This window comes from Ralstonia sp. 1B3 (assembly GCF_036631435.1).
The window spans coordinates 66,564-83,916 of the sequence record NZ_JAPNUG010000016.1; the positions used below are offsets into that span (position 1 = coordinate 66,564).

General features: G+C 64.0%; 12 protein-coding genes and 5 pseudogenes. 6 read left to right on the forward strand and 11 right to left on the reverse strand.

What is annotated here, in order from left to right:
* Positions 1 to 27 precede the first annotated feature (27 nt).
* The 4 genes from flgE to flgB form a co-directional block, all read right to left on the reverse strand.
* Positions 28 to 1,236 carry a flagellar hook protein FlgE gene (gene flgE / locus OWR21_RS04675; RefSeq protein WP_147213711.1) on the reverse strand — a complete coding sequence of 403 codons (1,209 nt, stop codon included), beginning with the start codon at positions 1,234 to 1,236 and terminating at the stop codon, positions 28 to 30.
* Between the two features lie 54 nt (positions 1,237 to 1,290).
* A complete protein-coding gene (locus OWR21_RS04680; protein ID WP_332394692.1) occupies positions 1,291 to 1,947 on the reverse strand; it encodes a flagellar hook assembly protein FlgD in 657 nt (218 codons plus the stop codon).
* Positions 1,948 to 1,974: 27 nt separating this feature from the next.
* A complete protein-coding gene (flgC, locus tag OWR21_RS04685; protein WP_004631403.1) occupies positions 1,975 to 2,382 on the reverse strand; it encodes a flagellar basal body rod protein FlgC in 408 nt (135 codons plus the stop codon).
* A 208-nt stretch (positions 2,383 to 2,590) separates the two neighbouring features.
* Positions 2,591 to 3,046 (reverse strand): flagellar basal body rod protein FlgB, encoded by a 456-nt coding sequence (flgB, locus tag OWR21_RS04690; RefSeq protein WP_316874639.1) that lies wholly within the window; start codon positions 3,044 to 3,046, stop codon positions 2,591 to 2,593.
* Positions 3,047 to 3,466: 420 nt separating this feature from the next.
* Between flgB and flgA the strand changes: the two genes are divergently transcribed.
* The 4 genes from flgA to OWR21_RS04710 all read left to right on the forward strand — a co-directional run bounded on the left by flgA (position 3,467) and on the right by OWR21_RS04710 (position 6,541).
* Positions 3,467 to 4,324: a flagellar basal body P-ring formation chaperone FlgA gene (gene flgA, locus OWR21_RS04695; protein ID WP_332394693.1), complete on the forward strand. Its 858-nt coding sequence runs from the start codon at positions 3,467 to 3,469 to the stop codon at positions 4,322 to 4,324.
* 122 nt (positions 4,325 to 4,446) lie between these two features.
* Positions 4,447 to 4,767: a flagellar biosynthesis anti-sigma factor FlgM gene (gene flgM / locus OWR21_RS04700; protein WP_316874641.1), complete on the forward strand. Its 321-nt coding sequence runs from the start codon at positions 4,447 to 4,449 to the stop codon at positions 4,765 to 4,767.
* 139 nt (positions 4,768 to 4,906) lie between these two features.
* Positions 4,907 to 5,368, forward strand: coding sequence for a flagella synthesis protein FlgN (locus OWR21_RS04705; protein ID WP_147213715.1), 462 nt, complete (start codon positions 4,907 to 4,909; stop codon positions 5,366 to 5,368).
* A gap of 456 nt (positions 5,369 to 5,824) precedes the next feature.
* Entirely contained in the window at positions 5,825 to 6,541 is a 717-nt protein-coding gene (locus OWR21_RS04710) for a LuxR C-terminal-related transcriptional regulator (RefSeq protein ID WP_147213716.1), read from the forward strand.
* A 121-nt stretch (positions 6,542 to 6,662) separates the two neighbouring features.
* Here the strand turns inward: OWR21_RS04710 and OWR21_RS04715 are convergent.
* The 3 genes and pseudogenes from OWR21_RS04715 to OWR21_RS04725 form a co-directional block, all read right to left on the reverse strand.
* Positions 6,663 to 7,723, reverse strand: a pseudogene (locus OWR21_RS04715) (porin).
* Positions 7,724 to 7,982: 259 nt separating this feature from the next.
* Positions 7,983 to 8,709: pseudogene (locus OWR21_RS04720) on the reverse strand (GntR family transcriptional regulator).
* Between the two features lie 111 nt (positions 8,710 to 8,820).
* Positions 8,821 to 9,111 (reverse strand): H-NS histone family protein, encoded by a 291-nt coding sequence (locus OWR21_RS04725; RefSeq protein ID WP_009240021.1) that lies wholly within the window; start codon positions 9,109 to 9,111, stop codon positions 8,821 to 8,823.
* 389 nt (positions 9,112 to 9,500) lie between these two features.
* On the opposite strand from OWR21_RS04725, the gene OWR21_RS04730 reads away from it, so the two are divergent.
* Both OWR21_RS04730 and OWR21_RS04735 read left to right on the forward strand, forming a co-directional pair.
* Positions 9,501 to 9,935: a hypothetical protein gene (locus OWR21_RS04730; RefSeq protein ID WP_316901171.1), complete on the forward strand. Its 435-nt coding sequence runs from the start codon at positions 9,501 to 9,503 to the stop codon at positions 9,933 to 9,935.
* 138 nt (positions 9,936 to 10,073) lie between these two features.
* Positions 10,074 to 12,737 (forward strand): annotated as a pseudogene (locus tag OWR21_RS04735) (EAL domain-containing protein).
* Between the two features lie 68 nt (positions 12,738 to 12,805).
* Here OWR21_RS04735 and OWR21_RS04740 read toward each other — a convergent pair.
* The 4 genes and pseudogenes from OWR21_RS04740 to OWR21_RS04755 form a co-directional block, all read right to left on the reverse strand.
* The gene (locus OWR21_RS04740) at positions 12,806 to 13,009 is read right to left on the reverse strand and encodes a hypothetical protein (RefSeq protein WP_009277078.1); all 204 of its coding nucleotides are present in this window, start codon (positions 13,007 to 13,009) and stop codon (positions 12,806 to 12,808) included.
* 1,000 nt (positions 13,010 to 14,009) lie between these two features.
* Complete coding sequence (locus OWR21_RS04745; protein ID WP_147213720.1) at positions 14,010 to 14,606, reverse strand: nucleotidyltransferase family protein; 597 nt, start codon at positions 14,604 to 14,606, stop codon at positions 14,010 to 14,012.
* Positions 14,606 to 15,038 (reverse strand): annotated as a pseudogene (locus OWR21_RS04750) (organic hydroperoxide resistance protein). Before OWR21_RS04750 ends, OWR21_RS04745 begins: the two are co-directional and overlap by 1 nt.
* A 144-nt stretch (positions 15,039 to 15,182) precedes the next feature.
* Positions 15,183 to 17,353 (reverse strand): annotated as a pseudogene (locus OWR21_RS04755) (molybdopterin cofactor-binding domain-containing protein); the annotation flags it as partial.

Genomic DNA, 17,353 nt, shown 5'->3' on the forward strand with positions numbered 1-17,353 from the left:
CGGTCAGTCAGCTTCAGGCAACGACGATTACATCGTCACCAGGGTCTGCAGGATGGTGTCCTGCGTCTTGATGGTCTGCGCGTTGGCTTGATACGAGCGCTGGGCAATGATCATGTTGACCAGCTCGGCAGACAGGTCCACGTTGGATTGCTCCACGGCCGACGACTGCAGCAGGCCGAACGACCCCATGCCCGGCGTGCCCAGGTTCGGGGCGCCCGAGTTGGACGTTTCCACCCACTGGTTGCCGCCGATGTTCTGCAGGCCTTCCGGTGCCTTGAAGTTGGCCATGGCGATCTGGCCCAGCGTTGCCGTGCGGCCGTTGGAGTAGCGCGCGGTGACGGTGCCATCGGTACCGACCGCGTAGCTGGCCAGGCGGCCGGTGGCGTAACCGTCTTGCGTCACGCCCGGGGCGGTGTCGTTGTAGCCGCCGCCGTACTGCGTGGTGCCCGTGAAATCCATGGTGGCGATGCTCATGCCGCCAAAGGCCACGTTGACCTTGCTGGGCGACGAGGTGAGCTGGCCGCTGCTGTTGAACGTGAGCGACGTCACGGGGTTACCGCCCGTCGGGTTGTTGCCGTCCACCTGCGAATACACGTCCCAGCCAGCGGCGGTGCGCACGTAGTAGTTGGTCAGCATGTGGGCCGTGCCCGTGCCGTCATACACCTGCTCCGAAACGGAGTGGTTGAACGTGGCCGAGTTGGTGGCCGAGAACGGCGTGGTGGTCGGCACCGTAGCCGCGGCATCCAGGTTCACACCGAACGCGGTGTTGGTGGTGGCCAGCGGCGCCAGGTCGTTGACGGGAATCTTCAGGTTGGTCAGCACCGCGGTATTGACCTTGCCGGTGGAATCCACGCCGTAGCCGGTCAGGTTCTGGCCCGTGGCCGAGATGATGAAACCGTTCTTGTCGGTCTGGAACTGGCCATTACGCGTGTACGACACCTGGCCGCTGGACGCATCCACCATACGGTAGAAGCCCGTGCCGTTGATGGCGATGTCCAGCGGGTTGCCGGTGTTGGTCACATTGCCCTGCGTGAACGACTGCGACACCTTGGTCACGCTCACGCCCTGGCCGATCTGGTTGTCGGATGCACCGACCAGCGAACGCGCGTACACGTCGCCAAATTCGGCGGTCGATTTCTTGTAGCCGACAGTGTTGGCGTTTGCCACGTTGCTGCCGATCACGTCGAGGTTGGCAGCGGCGGCATCGAGACCGCTCAGGCCTTGCTGGAATCCCATAAAGTTCTCCCGTGGAAGATAAAAGCGCGGGGTCTGCCCGCAGTTGACCGGTGATTACTGAATCGATGCAACGTCGGACAGCTTGGCGGTTCCGCCAGACGCCAACACCAGCTGCATCGTGCCGTTGTTGATCGTGACGCCGGCCACCTTGTCGATGCCCAGCGCGTTACCCGTAACGACCTTTCCGCCCTGCGTGGCCGTCACCTTGATGGAGTAGGCACCGTCGGCAAGCTGGTTGCCCTTGTCGTCCTTGCCGTTCCAGGTGTAGTTGCCGCTGCCGGCCGCCATCTGGCCGAGGTCGACGGTGCGCACGGCAACGCCGGCGGCGTTCGTGATCGTGACGACAACGTCGTCGGCGCCGTTGGGCACCGAGACACCAAAGTTGGCGGCGCCCGAAGCCAGCGTCAGGTTGTTGGTCGGCACCTGCACCGTGCGGCCGATCATCGACGACGCCTGCGTGGTCGCGTTCTGCGTCAGCATGCTCGACATCGTGGTGTTCAGCTGTTGGATGCCGTTCACAGTGTTGATCTGCGCAAGCTGCGAGGTCATCTGCGAGTTGTCCATCGGGTTGAGCGGATCCTGGTTCTTCAACTGCGCCACGAGCAGTTGCATGAAGGTGTTCTGCAGGTCGTTGCCGGTGGTGATGGCCAGCTGGTTGCCCGAGGTCGTGCCCGCGGTGCTGGTCGTATTGGTTGTTGAGCTGACGGTCATGTTCGTGTCTCGCTAGGAATGTGCCGCTTACTGGCCCAGGGTTAGAGCCTTGGAGGCCATCGTCTTGGTGGTGTTGGCGACTTCCACGTTGGCCTGGTACGAGCGCGACGCAGAAATCATGTTGACCATTTCGTCCACCACATCGACGTTCGGCATGGTCACGTAGCCGTCGGCATCGGCCAGCGGGTTGCCCGGCTGGTGCATGCGCTTCATGGGGGTGACGGTGTCTTCCACCACGCGGTCGACCGACACGCCGGTGGCGTAGTCGTCAGACTCTTGCGCGGGCGAGAACACCACCTGCTTGGCGCGATACGCCTTGCCGTCCGGGCCTGTCACGCTTTCGGCGTTGGCCAGGTTGGAGGCGACCACGTTCATGCGCTTGGACTGCGCGGTGAGCGCGCTGCCAGCTACATCCATCACCTTGAATAGCGACATGTTGATTCCGATGTCTTCAAACACTGTTGCCGGCACTGCTGCCGGACCGATCCGGTGTTCTGTATGGCGGCTTGCTCCGGACCGATCTTTCCCGGCCCGGAGCGCCACACAGTTCCCGCCCCTCTTTCGCCGCGCGTGATTGCTGCGCGGTCGTCTTAATGCCTGTCTGCTGCTCTTGCTGCTGTTGCTGCTGGTGCTACATCGCGCGCTAGCTGTTCTGAATGGCCGCCAGCATCGACTTGATCTTCTGCGTCACGATGCTCAGATCGGCCTCGTAACGCACGGTGTTGTCGGCAAAGCGCATGCGCTCGCCATCCATGTCCACCGTGTTGCCGTCGATGGACGGCTGCTGCGACGTGCGGTACTGCATCTCGCCCTGCAGCGCCTTGGTCTGCTGCGACAGCGATGCCTGCATCAGCGATACATCGCCGGCCGGCGCGCCATCCACCGTCAGGTGGCCTGAAGCCGTTGCCGTCATCGGCAGGCTGTTGCCGCCTTGCTGACCGACCGCCTTCTGCAGCGCCGACTGAAAATCGAAGTCGCGCGCCTTGTAGTTGGGCGTATCGGCGTTGGCGATGTTCGAGGCCAGGATCTGGTGGCGCTGCGAGCGCAAGTGCAGCGCCTGCTCCTGAAAACCGAACAACTGATCCAGCTTGTCGACCATGTCTGTCATTCCTTGCGTGTGGCGTCCTGGTGATTGCTGCCACCCGCCGGGGTTGCGTTCTGTCTTGCGTTTGCGTATTGCGCGTTCCCCTCGGCTGGAGAACTCGGCATCAGCGGCCCCTTCAAAACCGCCGATGCCGTCTCCAAAACCGCTGAACCGCTTGTCTTGCTGAGTTGCCGTCATGCAACCTCAGTGGAAAAGGCCTGTCTGCGAACCGATATCCGGCCGGGAAACCATTTACCGGGGCAGGCTGTACGGCCAGGAACCGCACAACGCCAGGGACTTCACCACGTTGCAAAGTCTAGGGGCCGGTGTGCAAGACCATTCGTTGGAATAAGGGGGGATTGGCCGACATTTCCGCATTTGGCGTTCGCGCACGCGTGGCTACACTTCACCGGACTTTTGATGAAGGGGCTCTCCATGTCCACGCGGTTTGCACGCAGCGCGCACCACCCGATCCGACCCGCCACCACGGCACTGCCGCTGGCCGGGCGCCAGCGCAAGCTGTTGCTGATGCTGGCGTTGGGCCTGCTGGCCAGCGTCGTGCACCCGATCCTGGCGCATGCACAAGGCATGGTGCGGGTGGGCTATCCGCCGGCCCAGGCCGTACAACAGCCCGCGCAGCCCACCACCATCCAGGGGCCCAACGCCATCCAGATGCAGATCCAGCAACAGCTGCAGTCGCAACTGGACATCCTGGGCGGCACGAATGAGACGGGCGCGCCACGCGCGTCGGTGGAAGTCGGCCCCGTTGATGCACGCGTGGCCAACCAGCCCTGCGACCAGATCGACCTGATGCTGCCGGCGGCCAACCGCCTGCGCGGCCGTATACAAGTAGGCGTGCGCTGCCGCTCGCCGCATGCATGGGCGGCCTGGGTGCCGGCCACGATCCAAATCACGGGGACGTATTACGTCGCCTCACACCAGTTGCCGCCGGGCAAGACGCTCGACATGGGCGATCTGGAAGCCCGCACGGGGGATCTGTCGATGCTGCCGGCCTCGGTCGTGCAGCAGCCGGCCGATGTGGTGGGGCGTGTACTGCTCACGAGCGTGGCCGCCAACCAGCCGCTGCGCGCCGAGAGCCTGCGCCTGCCGATCGCCGTGCAAGCCGGCCAGACCGTCAAGCTCATCGCCGAGGGCGGCGGCTTCCAGGTCAGCAGCGACGGCCGGGCCATGAACCAGGCGGCCGTGGGCCAAGTCGCCCAGGTGCGCACCGCCAACGGCAATGTCGTCTCCGGCATTGCGCAGTCCGCCGGCGTCGTGGCAATCCAGTTTTAAGACCAAATTGATAACGGCAGATCACTTTGCTACTGTGATGCGTGATCGATACCTGCCGCTAAAGTTTGGGCCGGGGTTGGCCGATATGGGTGTTAGGATGAACGCGCTCTTCGGAGACACCCGTGAAAATCAACCATATCGTGAACAACACGCCGGCCGTTGCGCCGACCAAGGACGCTGCGTCCGGGTCGACGCGCGCGACCGGCTCGTCCCCGGCCGCTACGACGGCTTCGGGCACCACGCGCCACAGCGGCGATGCACCGTCGCTGTCGGTCCAACAAGTCTCGCGCCAAGTGGGCAGCGGCGACTTCGACGCCGCACGCGTCGAGCAGATCCGCAGTGCCATCCAGAACGGCACGCTCAAGATGGACGCCGGCAAGATCGCCGATGCGGCGCTTTCCGACGCGCAATCGCTGCTCTCCACGCGCTCCAAGAAGGTCTGACGCGGGGTTCCCGTCGTCCGTCCCCTGTATTTTCTGACGCTGCCGGTCCGAGGGTTTCCGACCCTCGACTGATCGCGGCGGGGCGGCGTGCCGGCCGGCGGCTGCCCAAGCTTCCAAGCCTGAGCCTGAGGTAGCCACCATGGACAACACACTGCTGATCCGCACCCTTGCCGACGAGCAGGAACTGCTGCGCGCAGCCACCCACACCCTGGATGCCGAAGCGCAGGCGTTGCGCGATGGCGACATGGCCGAGCTCGAGCGCATCACCCAGACCAAGCAGAAACAGCTCACCGCGCTCGGCGAGGCCGACCGTGAACGCCGCCTTTGGTGGGCCCAGCACGGCGGCGCCGATCCGTACGGGCTGGTCAAATACCTGCGCACCGACGAAACCGCCAGCCGCCTGTTCGACGAGAACCTGGCCCTGGCCCGTCTGCTGCGCCAACGCAACATCGACAACGGCACCCTGATCGACCTGCGCCTGCGCGCCACGCAGAACGCGCTGTCGGTACTGCACGCCGCCAACAACGGCGGCGGCACACCGTACGGCCGCGACGGCAAACAGCCGCTGTCGATGCCGCGCTTCTCGGTCGTCGCGCAATAAGCCACCACAACACGTCTTTTGGGTACAAAAGCCCCGCTTTACGCTCACGTCAATGGGCGTGAAGTGGGGCTAGCTGCTGCTGCCCGATCCTGCTATCTATAGGGGTCTAGCACACCACCGATCGGGGTAAACAAAAAGGTTTACATCCCATTGATGGGTGCAACATGCATGCTGGGGATTTATTCTGCGATTTTGGCGGGGTTAATCCTCCGCGCCTGGCGACATAAACAAGAAAAACCGGAAGGAAATTGCGTCTGAAATGGCGTGCAAGGTTTCGGCCCGGTGGCACTGCATTGTGGTGACCGCCGGTTGAACGGGGAAATATACCGAGACCGCACGCCAGAAGCATTTCCACAAGCACGGCCACATTGATTTTGGACCGGCTGGTCCAAATAGACGGGGCAACACGCTGATTCCGGAAATGGGCAAACAAACCATAACCAGACAGGCGGCGCAGTGAAATCAATCGTAGTGGAGGCACACCCTTTGGTGCGTGCCGGCGCGACCCATGTGTTGCAATCCTTGCCGGCCATCACCGAAGTGGTCAGCGTCGAGCCGGACGAAGCCCTCTTTGAAAACCTCGCGGCGCATGCGGACGCCGAACTGGCCCTGATCGGCCTGCCCCTGCCGGGCATCGACGATCTGCCGGCCCTCTCCCGGCTGTTGCAACAGCCGCATCCCCGACATGTCGCCGTACTGGGCGAAACCGATTCCGCAGCGCACGTGCGTACGCTGATGCAATTGAATGTCTCTGCCTATTTGCTGAAAAGCTATTCCGGCAAATTGATTGCAGCAGCATTGGAATTGGTGCTCGCGGGCGGCCGTTATGTACCGGCATCCATCGTACTGACACGGCCTGAAGCCATTGCGGCAGGTTCGGCCAATGGTAATGACGATGGTGCGTTGCTCGGCCTGACGCAGCGTCAATATGAGATTCTCGTCTTGCTCTCGCGCGGGCATCCGGTCAAAACGATCAGCCGCATGCTCAGTATTTCCGAGGCGACAACGAAGGCACATATCAACGCGCTGTATCGCCGGCTGGAAGTGCGCAGCCGTACCGAGGCCGTCTTCGTTGCCACGCAGCGCGGCGCCATGCTGCTGAATCAGCCGAACATTGGAGCGGAGCCCTCGTCGCCCGTCTCAGCGCCGCTGCGCCTGGCGCGCACCGGCTGACGCTCCGCCCTCCAGCTTCTGCGCATAACAAAAAACGGCGCCCGAATCCGGACGCCGCTGCAAATGTCCGCCCACGCTGTCGAGACGCGGGCGGTGACAAGGAAAGCAGAACGCGAAAGGCTTAGAACTTTGCGCGGATGCCTACACCAAAGGTGTCGGCCGTCGAGAGGTCCGACACCTTGTCGCGGAAGTACGCTGCATACACATCGGTGCGCTTGGACAGCGAATAGTCGTAACCGACCGCCCACGTGTTGCGCTTCACGTCAGCCGCGCCCGAGGTCTTCGTGTACGCGTACGACGCCAGAACGCTGCCCGGGCCCACCGGAATCGACACGCCGAGCTGACCGCCGTTGCTCTTGGCGTCACCCGTGCTGATCGTGTTCTTGATGTACTGGTACTGGCCGTACAGCTTGACCACGCCAAAGTCATACGTCGCGCCCAGCTGGGCCGCCGTCTGGCGCGCGAAGCCAGCCACGAGGCTGTTCAGGTCGCCTGGCGCGCCGTCGTAGCGCACCTGCTGGAAGGCCGCCGTGGCCGCAAAATTGCCGCGGAAGTACAGCAGGCTGCCGCCCCACTTGTTTTGACCGTTGTGGCCGGCTTGCTCGCCAGCGCCGTAGATCAGGTTGGCCGTCAGGCCGCCCATGTCCGGGGTGGAATACATGATCGAGTTGTCCCAGCCCGAATCGCCCACCAGGCCCGAGATGCCCGCGGCGCCCGAACGGCCGTTGCCGAGGTAGGTGTGGAACACCATCGGCGAGAAGGTGTACGAATCGATGAACGGGTTAAACAGGATCGTCGAAACGAAGTACGGCGGCGTGTTGCGGCCGAGCTTGATCGAACCCCAGCTGTTCGACTGCAGGCCGACGAACGAATTACGGGCGAAGAAGTGGTCGCCATCAAAGCGGCCGGACTTGCCCGTGTCGGGGCGGAAAACGCTTCCAGCGTGAAGATCGCCTTCAGGCCGTTGCCCAGGTCTTCGCTGCCCTTCAGCCCCCAGTACGACGTCGACATGCCGCCGGAGTTGACACCCCAGGCGCGATCCTGGCCGAGGTTCTTGGTGGCACCCGCCCAAGCATCCACCTGGCCGTACAGCGTCACGGACGATTGGGCCTGCGCTGCGCCTGCGGCCAGCCCCGCAGCGGCAGCCAGCACGGCCAGCGAAAAACGTCGCTTGAATTGCATTATTGATTTCTCCCTCTTGTGGTTCCGGTGTGTTGAATCGACTGAATCAGCGTTGAGGCGGCAGGTGGCTCAACCCGCCGCCGCTGAGATGGCGCCGTGAATGCAACAGCCGTGCCAATACGTTGTCAGCAAAGCGTCGCTTCACAAATGAATGTGTTTTCCGGGAAGGGGCGCAGACTAGCTTGAATACCCCAGGCGGACAAGTCCCCATCGCGGGGTGTGTGGCGCCGTTTCTGCACCGGTCTGGCGCAGTGCGCTTTCAGTCGTTTTGAAGCACGCGGATGTCGACTTCGCGCGTGTAGCGCTCGGGGAAAAGTCGCAGTATGTGAGGGAGATCGGCACGTCGGCCAGGCTGTAGCCGATGCGGCGCACGCGGACCAGCGGCACGCCCGCCTCCACACCGAGCTGCGCGGCTTGGTGGGCATCGGCCACACAGGCCAGCGGCGCCTCGCGCGAGCGCGCGATGGTCAAGTTGGCGCGCTGGAAGACCTGCACGAACAGGCGATCTTCAAAGTCGCGCGCCTCGAGCATCGCCGCGAGCCGGGACGTCAGCCACGTACGCAGCAGCATGATGGGCTGCCCCTCCACCTGGGCGCGGCGCTCGACAAACGCCACCTGCGCGCCCACCGCCAGGTCCAGCGCGGCCACCACGGTGGCGTCGGCCGCCTCCAGTCGAAAAGCACTGACCGTATAGACAGCGCCCGGCACGTATTCCAGCGCGGCATCCGACTGGCCCGGCGCATACAGGACCGGCCGATGCGGCCCCACGCGATCGAGCACCACGCTGCGCTGCCCCGCGAGCGCTTAAGCAACCCACGCGCCGCCAGCTCGTTCAGTGTCCGGCGCGCCGTCAAACGCGAGACGCCGTAGCGCTGGGCGACTTCGTTCTCGCTGGGCGCGATGCTGCCGGCCGGCAGCGTTCCGTGCAGGATGTCGAGCCGAATGCGGTCGGCCAGTTCGAGGTATTTGGGCAGGCGAGGCGTCATGCCGTCGTTATACAGGAACGATCATCGCGCGCAGCAACGCAAATGGCCCACCGGGGCGGGTGGGCCATTTGCGTTGCACGCTTGCGCGCGCGTCAGGCAGAGCCTGAAAGATCAGGCGATCAGGAATTTATCGCGGTTCTTGCCGATCCAGGCCGGAGCGCGGCCGCGGCCGGACCACGTTGCACCCGTCTTCGGATCACGGTACTTGGCCGGCACCGGCGCTTTCGCACCGGCACGACGACCGCGACGCTGAGCCAGGCCCAGGTCTTCAGCCGTCAGGCCATATTCGGCAACCGTCTGGCGCACTTGCTGGATCACCGCTTCCAGTTCCTTGGCGCGCGCAGTTTCGATCTGCTCTTCCAGTTTGGCCTTTTGTGCAATCAATTCCTTGTATGTCGCCATATGCGCTCCCAATAAATTCTGGTGTGAAGTCTGGTGTGGATCAGATATTAGATCAATTGTATTCATAACTGAAATCAAATTTCAACGTTTTTGATCATTCCCCTTCAAACCGCCCCTAAGCCAGCAATCAACTCTTGGCACACCGGATGCTCAGTTTCAACCGGAAAGTCGGATTGACGCATGGGATTAGCGTACGCGATCATGCAGGGCCGCAAACTGGTATCGCGCTGCATTTCAGTGCCACCACCATAGCAAGCGCCGCCGGGTCCCGCAATTCCGGTTTTTGCCGCAAGCAGCAATCTGCAGCATCGCAGCAGTACAGCAACGCAACATCAATTCATACATAAGCCGCCGGCCCGGCATGCCACTGCACCGCGATGACATCTGCCATGGCCAGCCCATTTGGTGCGGCGGTAAAACGATTCAAAGCGTCACCCGCCTGGTTGCAGTTGGATGAGACAACGATGAATTCGCCCTTGCCGCGTCGCTTTTACTATCTGCTTTTGGTCTTTGGTGTACTGGTTGGCATCTTGTTTGTCGCCGCGACCTTTTTCTTTCCCGAACGCTCGGTCGAGCGGATCAGTGCGTATTTCATCCTGACAATGGGAACATGCGTTTTGATGTGTGCAATCGGGTTGGCACTGACGCATCGCTGGATCGATCAGCATTTCGCCGTGCAGGAAAGTGAGAATGGTGCGGAGGCTCAAATGGAACCTGCGCGCGCGTCCGAGCCTCCGCAAACCGTTTTGAAATCCGCCACCGACCCCGGCAACAATGGAACCGGCAAAACCGATTCCCGATGTGTTGTATCGGCCACAAACTAGGCTTTGCGCCGCGCACGACTTTTGCGCATCATGAAGAGCATTGCCCCCGACCTCCGGTAGCCGGCGTTCTCGCGGCCAGCGTGGCGTGAAGTCGATGCTGAGTGAGATGTCGGGCAATACCTCAGGTTGGAGCGTGGGATGCCAGACGAAATTTCCTACCCGCTGTCGGCGCAAAGCCTTCCGGTTCCGCTCTATGTGGTCCTCGAAGGCCGCATCGTCTTTGCCAATGCGGCCGGCGTTTGCATGGTGCGGGCACTTTCGTCCGACCAACTGCTCGGCGAGCCCTTCTCGCGCTTCTTCCAGGACGTTCCCGCATGGCTGGAAACCCGCCCCGGGGAAGACGCCGATGCAACGCAATCCGAGGCTCAGCCCGTTCCGGCGGCACAACTGATCTCCGCCCTTTCTGCTGGCGATTCCAACGAGGTGGTCAGCGTCCGGTTGACAGTCACGCCGACCCGCTTTGATGGGCTGCCGGCGCAACAGGTGGTCGTGCACGGATTGCCGCTGCCGCTCGATGCGCAATTGCCCGGCAAGGCCGGCGAACGCGTGCTGAGCGCCGAAGCGATTGGCGCAGCGCTGCCGCACGAGCATCTCGATCATCTGCTTTCCACGCTGCCGTCCGCCGCCTCGCTCGGCGAGCGGCTGCATGCTGCGCTGCGGGCGCTGGAAGCAGCCTTGCCTTCGACCCTGTGCGTGGTGGTGCGGGTCGTCTCCGGGCGGGCGAGGCTCTATGGCACGCAGCGCGCCAGGGCAAAGCTGGCATTGCGCGACGACCATGCGACGCACTTGCCTACCGGAACGCATGGTGAGTTCGATATCGAACTCGCACGCATCGCGCCGCTGCTCGACGAGCTGGCCCCCATCGAACTGGTGCGCGAGGCCAATGCGCCCGCGCCTTTGCGCGAAGCAATCGTCCGCGTGCTGGATACCGCGCAGCCGACATGGCTGTGCCGCATCCCGGCCCAGCATGGCGGCATGGCCGTCGCCGACGATCTGCTGTGCCTCTTCTTCCCCGCTGCCAACCCGCCTGACGACGCAGCCTTGCGCGCAGAGTGCGGCCGCTACATCGCCGCGCTGGTCAAGCTGCTGCGGCTGGAGAACGAATATCGCCAGACCCGCGAGTTGCGCGATCAGTATCGGCTGGTCGTCAACCATCTGAGCGAGGGCGTGCTGACGCTGTCCACCGATGGCCGAGTGCTGTCGTACAACCGCAGCGCGGCCGAGATCCTGCGCATGTCGGGCGCGTCATGGAAAGGCCGCCCGCGTGTGGCGTTGAACGACATGATGTTGGGCGAAGACGGCGCCATCCTGCCGCGCGCCGCATGGCCCTCCACGCTGGCGGCGCGCACGGGGCGCGCCATCAGCAACGTCGTCGTGGGCGTGCCGGCAGGCAACGGGCAGATCGTGTGGCTGCGCGAATCGGTGCTGCCGATGTTTTCGCCGGACAGCGCGTCGCCGCACGCGGTGCTGGTCATCTTTACCGACATCACGGCAGAGCGTTCCGCCTACGAGCAACTGCGCCTGCTGGAGACCAAGGATTCGCTCACCGGCCTGCCCAATCGCGCGGCGTTCATCGAGCGGCTCGATGCGCGGCTTTCGCTGCCTTCCACGGGGGAATCGGCCCTCTTGTATATCGGGCTGGACCACTTCAAGACCGTGAACGAGGCGATGGGGCACCACATGGGGAACCAGGTGCTGAACATGGCGGCGCAACGCATCCGCGCCCAGGCGGGCCAGCGCGCTGCTGGCCCGGCTGGGCGGCGACCAGTTCTGCGTGGCCATCGACGACCCGAACACCGCCGACGGACTCGCGCAACAGGTGCTCGACGCGCTGGCCCGCCCCTTTACCGGCGGCGAACGCGAGGTGCATCTGTCAGCCAGCATCGGCGTGGCAGCCTACCCGGAAGACGGGGGCGATGCGGCCACGCTCGTCAGTCATGCAGAAGCCGCCATGTACCGCGCCAAGGAAAATGGCCGGAACCGCATCACCCGGTATTCGCGCGCTCGAAACGCAGATGCTGCGCCGCTTCACACTCAACGAGCGCATGCGGCGCGCGCTCGGGCGCGGTCAGGTGCGGCTGGTGTATCAGCCGAAGTACGCACTCGACTCAGGCGAACTGGTGGCCGTTGAAGCCCTGATGCGATGGTCCGACCCGGAGCTTGGCGCGGTGTCGCCCACCGAGTTCATCGACGTGGCGGAGGAGTCAGGCTACATCCTCGAACTCGGCCGCTGGGCGCTTATGCAGGCCTGCACGCAAGGCGAGCATGGGCGCGCAAGTTCGGCTTCACCGGCCGCATGGCGGTGAACGTGTCCGCGCGGCAATGCGATGCGGGCGTGATCGAGCGCGACGTCGACGAGGCGCTCAAGGCGTCCGGCATGACGCCGAGCCGGCTGGAGCTGGAGTTGACGGAAAGCGTGCTGCTGGCCGACCGGCAATCGACACAGCGTCTGCTGATGAGCCTGGCCGCGCGGGGCGTGCGCATCTCGCTCGATGATTTCGGCATCGGCTTTTCATCGCTGTCGTATCTGCGCAGCTTGCCGATCCACAACATCAAGATCGATCGTTCGTTCATCAGCGGCGTGCCTGGGGTGCCCGACTGCGTGGCGCTCACCAAGACGATCATCGCAATGGCCCGCGCGTTGAACATGACCGTCACAGCCGAAGGTGTCGAGACCCCGAGCAATCGGCCTTTTTGTCTGCGCATGCTTGCGACGAAGTGCAAGGCTTCCTGTTTGGGCGGCCGCTGGAAGTGTCGGCACTGGAAGACTTGCTACGCACCCGAAGCCGCGCACAGGCATAAAAAAACGGACCCGAAGATTTGACCTCGGGTCCGTTTTTCTCGGGGTCGACCCGCAGGCCGACCGAATATCAACGCGTCGATACGTTGCCGACCAGGCCGCCCAATGCGGCACCGCCCAGCGTGGCGCCCGGGCCGCCAATCAGAGCAGCGCCGGCCAACCCACCCACACCCGCCCCAATGGCGGTATTGCGTTGACGTGCCGTCATGTCGGCACAGCCGGTTGCCGTCAGCAGCGTGGCACCGGCCAGCAGAATCGTCAGTACCCGAACCATGTTCTTCTCCTTGAATGCGTCGGTCGCGATCAAGCCATCGCGTATCGAAAGTCTGGCGAAGGGGCCCGCGACTTGCTGTTTCAAGTTGTAATCAATCGTTGCAATGTGCAGGGGCCCTCACCCGCGAGCCCTTGCCACATTCCCGAGCAACGCCGATCAAAAGCCGTCGCCACGCGGCTCGGATGGTGTTTCCCACAGACTTATCCACATGTTCTGTGCATAACCTGCGTCATCGGCGCAGACCCAAGTCACAAAAGGGCTTGACGGGTTTCGACAAACGTGCAGATCACGTAAAACGTGTGCGCGCGGCCCGAGTTATCCACATCGATGAAGGCTGTTACATCGTGCAACAAACCCTTTTCCGTCAACCGCTTGCGGGGGATTCTGCAAGCGGTGCGCGCTGCTGTGGACAAGTTGTGCCGGGGAAGCGCCGGGATTGTTGGCCAACCATCGCCGAAGCCGACGCCCACAGGCGAGCATCGGGCCTAAAACGCCCGCACATGGACGTTTGACGCTCGACCATGCGCTGCCGATGGTCGGCGTCCACCCTCAGCGGGCGGAATACGAGCCTCAAACAGTCGCCTTCGGCTGTCAGACCTCGAAATTTTCGACCTCCGACAACCGGCTTCGAGCCTCGGACGGTCGCGCTTCAGCCTCAACGGGTGAACGTTGAGTCTTTGACGGCGACGCTCGGCCCTTAAAGCTCCGATGGGTCGGATGTTTTTGGGCCGAGCTCGGGCCTCTGAGGGCCGTACGCCACTGTTTGACGGTGACGTGCGGGTGTCGGACGGTCGAAATCGAATGTTTGAGGTCGGGGCACCGACCCAACACTGCGGCGCTCAGCAAACTGCAGGCAACCTGCGAGACGCGCAGCACCAAATCTGCGTGCCTGAGCGTCGATCGCCGCATGCGTCCGGCCAACATGCGCCGTGCGTGCTCACGCTTTCGAGCATGTCTGGCGGACCAGCACGGCGCTTCGTTTGGAAACAACCCAGTGAGATCACCAGGCCAGATCGGCCGGCGTGTCGACATCGCGCAGGATGCCGGCGTCTTCGGTGTCGATGCGGGTGAGCTTGGCGGGATCGATCAGCCGCCGCGCGCCCTCGTCGCCGTCGAGCGAAGTCAGCCCCGCGAAAAAGTCGGCGCCGAAGCCAATGGGATGGCCCCGCTGCCCCGCATGAAAGGGTGCAACGCAACGGTGTGGGTCCACTGCGTTGGCGATTTGGCTGATGGTGTCAGAGGCAATCCACGGCATGTCGGCCAGGGCGATGATCCACCCGCCGGCTTGCGGGCGCGCGGCCACGCCGCCAGCCAGGCTGGCGCCCATGCCGCGTGCGGCATCGGGACAGCGCAAGACTTCGCAACCGGCCTCGGCCAACAGCGCGGCCAGTTGATCGACCTGCGCACCATGCGTGGCAGCGGCGGGCACCACTGCCACCACGTCGCCCAGTGCCTGCTTCAGGTGCCGCGCGGCCTGCACCGCCACGGGCGTTCCATCGGGCAGCGGGGCGAGCAGCTTGTTGGCCACGCCCGCCGCATCAAACCGGCTGCCACGGCCCGCGGCCAGCAACACGCCAACAACAGGCCGCTGCCGCATCAGACCACCTCGGTCTTGAGGGTGACTTCCACGTTGTTGCGCGTGGCGTTCGAATACGGGCACACCTGATGCGCCTGGGCCACCAGCTTCTCGGCATCGGCTTGCGACAGCCCGCTGATCCGCGCGGTCAGGCCCACCTTCAAGCCGAACCCGCCTTCATCGCGCGTGCCGATCCCCACATCGCAGTGGATCTCGATGTTGCTCGGATTGAGCTTGAGCATGCTCTTGGCGACAAAGTCGCACGCCGAGCCGAAGCACGCGGCATAGCCGGCGGCGAACAGGTCTTCGGGCGTGGTGGTGTTGGGCTTGCCGGGCCCGCCCATGGCCTTCGGCACTGACAAGTCGTGCGAGACCTGGCCGTCTTCGGTCTGGGTGGCCGTTGCGGCCGCCTGTGGCCTTGGCGTGGGCGGTGTACAGGATATTCAATGCCATGACATGCTTCCTCCGGGGGTAAACAACGCACTCGCGGACGCAAGAATCGGTCCGCAAAACGGGACGGTGACGACGCTGCACGAACAAGAAAGCCGGCACACATCACTGCATGCCGGCTTCAATTTCATCACGCGATGATGACAACTACACCGTGTCGAACGGCAGCTTGCGCTGACGCTTGCCGGTCAGGGTGAACAGCGCGTTGGCCACCGCCGGTGCAATCGGCGGCGTGCCGGGCTCGCCCAGGCCGGTCGGGTTGTCTTCCGACGGCACGAAGAACACGTTCACCGGCGGCGCGTCCGGCATGCGCACGGGCGGGAAGTCGGTGAAATTGCTGTTCTTGGTGGCACCGTTTTCGATGTCGATGGCAAAGCCCGGCTGGATCATCGCCAGGCCAAAAACGCAGGCGCCCTGGATCTGCGCTTCGGCGCCCATCGGGTTGACCACGCGGTTGGCATGCACGCCTGCTGTGACACGATGCACGCGCGGCTTGCCCTGGTCGACCGACACCTCCACCACATACGCCACCACCGACTCGAACGACGCATGCACCGCCACGCCCCAGGCCTGGCCCTTGGGCAGCTTGCGCTTGCCGTAGCCGGACTTGTCGACAGCCAGCTGCAGCGCCGCACGATGGCGTTCATGCTCCTTGCCGGTAAAGCGCGCGAGACGGAAAGCGACCGGGTCCTGCTTGGCCGCGTGCGCCACCTCGTCCACCATCGTTTCCATCACGTAGGCCGTATGCGTGTGGCCCACGGAACGCCACCACAGCACCGGCACGTTCACGTCCGGATGGTGCACCGTCAGCTGCATCGGGAAGCCGTAGTCGTTTTCGATCACGCCCTCGACCATGGTCTCGTCCACACCGTTCTTGACCATGAAGGCTTCGAACGGCGTGCCCTTGAGGATCGACTGGCCGACGATCACGTGGTCCCAGCCGACGACCTTGCCGCTGCTGTCCACCCCCACGTTGACGCGGTGCAGATGCATCGGGCGGTAGTAGCCGCCGCGGATGTCGTCTTCGCGGCTCCAGATCACCTTGACGGGGCCGTTGTGCCCGGCTGCCGCATAGGCTTTCGCCACGTTGGCGGCTTCCACCACGTAGTCCGACGTGGTGATCGCGCGCCGGCCAAAGCCACCGCCCGCCATCATCGTGTTCAGCTCGATCTTCTCGGGCGATACGCCGAGCACCTTGGCAATCGCGCCCTGATCGATGGTCTGGAACTGCGAGCCGACCCACACCTTGGCGCCCGTGGTCTTGCCACCGTCTTTCTGCAGATCGATCGTGCAGTTCAGCGGCTCCATTGGCGCGTGCGCGAGATACGGAAATTCGTAGTCCGCCTGGATGCGCGTTGCGGCGGATTGGATGGCGCTCATGTCCGCAGCCTTGGCCACGGTGCCGGGCTGGCCGGCGAGCTTCTTGTACTCCGCCATCAACGCCGGCGTGGACACCGTCGAGCCGGCGTCTTCCCACGTGACCTGCAACGCGTCGCGGCCCTGCTTGGCCGGCCAGTATCCGTCGGCGATGACGGCGACACCCGTGCCGCCCCGGTCGGTCGGGATCTGCAGCACATCGACCACGCCCTTCACCGCCTTGGCCGCTGCTGCGTCGTACTTGGCCACCTTGCCGCCAAAGCGCGGCGGGCGGGCCAGCACGGCCACCTTCATGTTGGGCAGGCGCGTGTCCAGGCCAAACTTGAGCGAGCTGTCGAGCTTTGCGCGCATCGAGGCGCGGTGGGCTTACCGACAATACGGAACTGCGACGGGTTCTTCAGCGTGACCTGCGCCGGCACCGGCAGCGCCATCGCGGCCTGAGCAAGCTCGCCATACGTAGCGCGGTGGCTGCCCGACGTGACCACACCATTGGCGGTGCGGCATGTCGACGGATCGACCTTCCAGCCCTGGCCGCTGCCGAGATCAGCATGGCACGCGCGCGACCGCCCAGTTCACGGTATTGCTGGAACGAGTGGTTCAGCGCCGTCGAGCCGCCCGTCATCTGATGCCGAAGCCCGGATCCTTGTACGGATCGCCCGCGGGCGCCAACATGCCGCGCACGTTGCGCCAATCCACGTCGAGTTCTTCGGCCAGCGCCATCGGCAATGCCGTGTACGCCCTGACCGAATTCCAGCCGGTTCACCGCCACGGTGACGGTGTTGTCCGGCGCAATGATGATGAATGCCTGCGGCGGCGAGGGCGGCTTGGCCTTGGCGTCCTGCGCGCCAGCCAGCACCGGGGCCACGCCAAGCGCCAGCCCGCCGCCGGCCAGCGTCGTCAGCTTCAGAAAACTGCGCCGATCAAACGTGGCCGACCCAGCC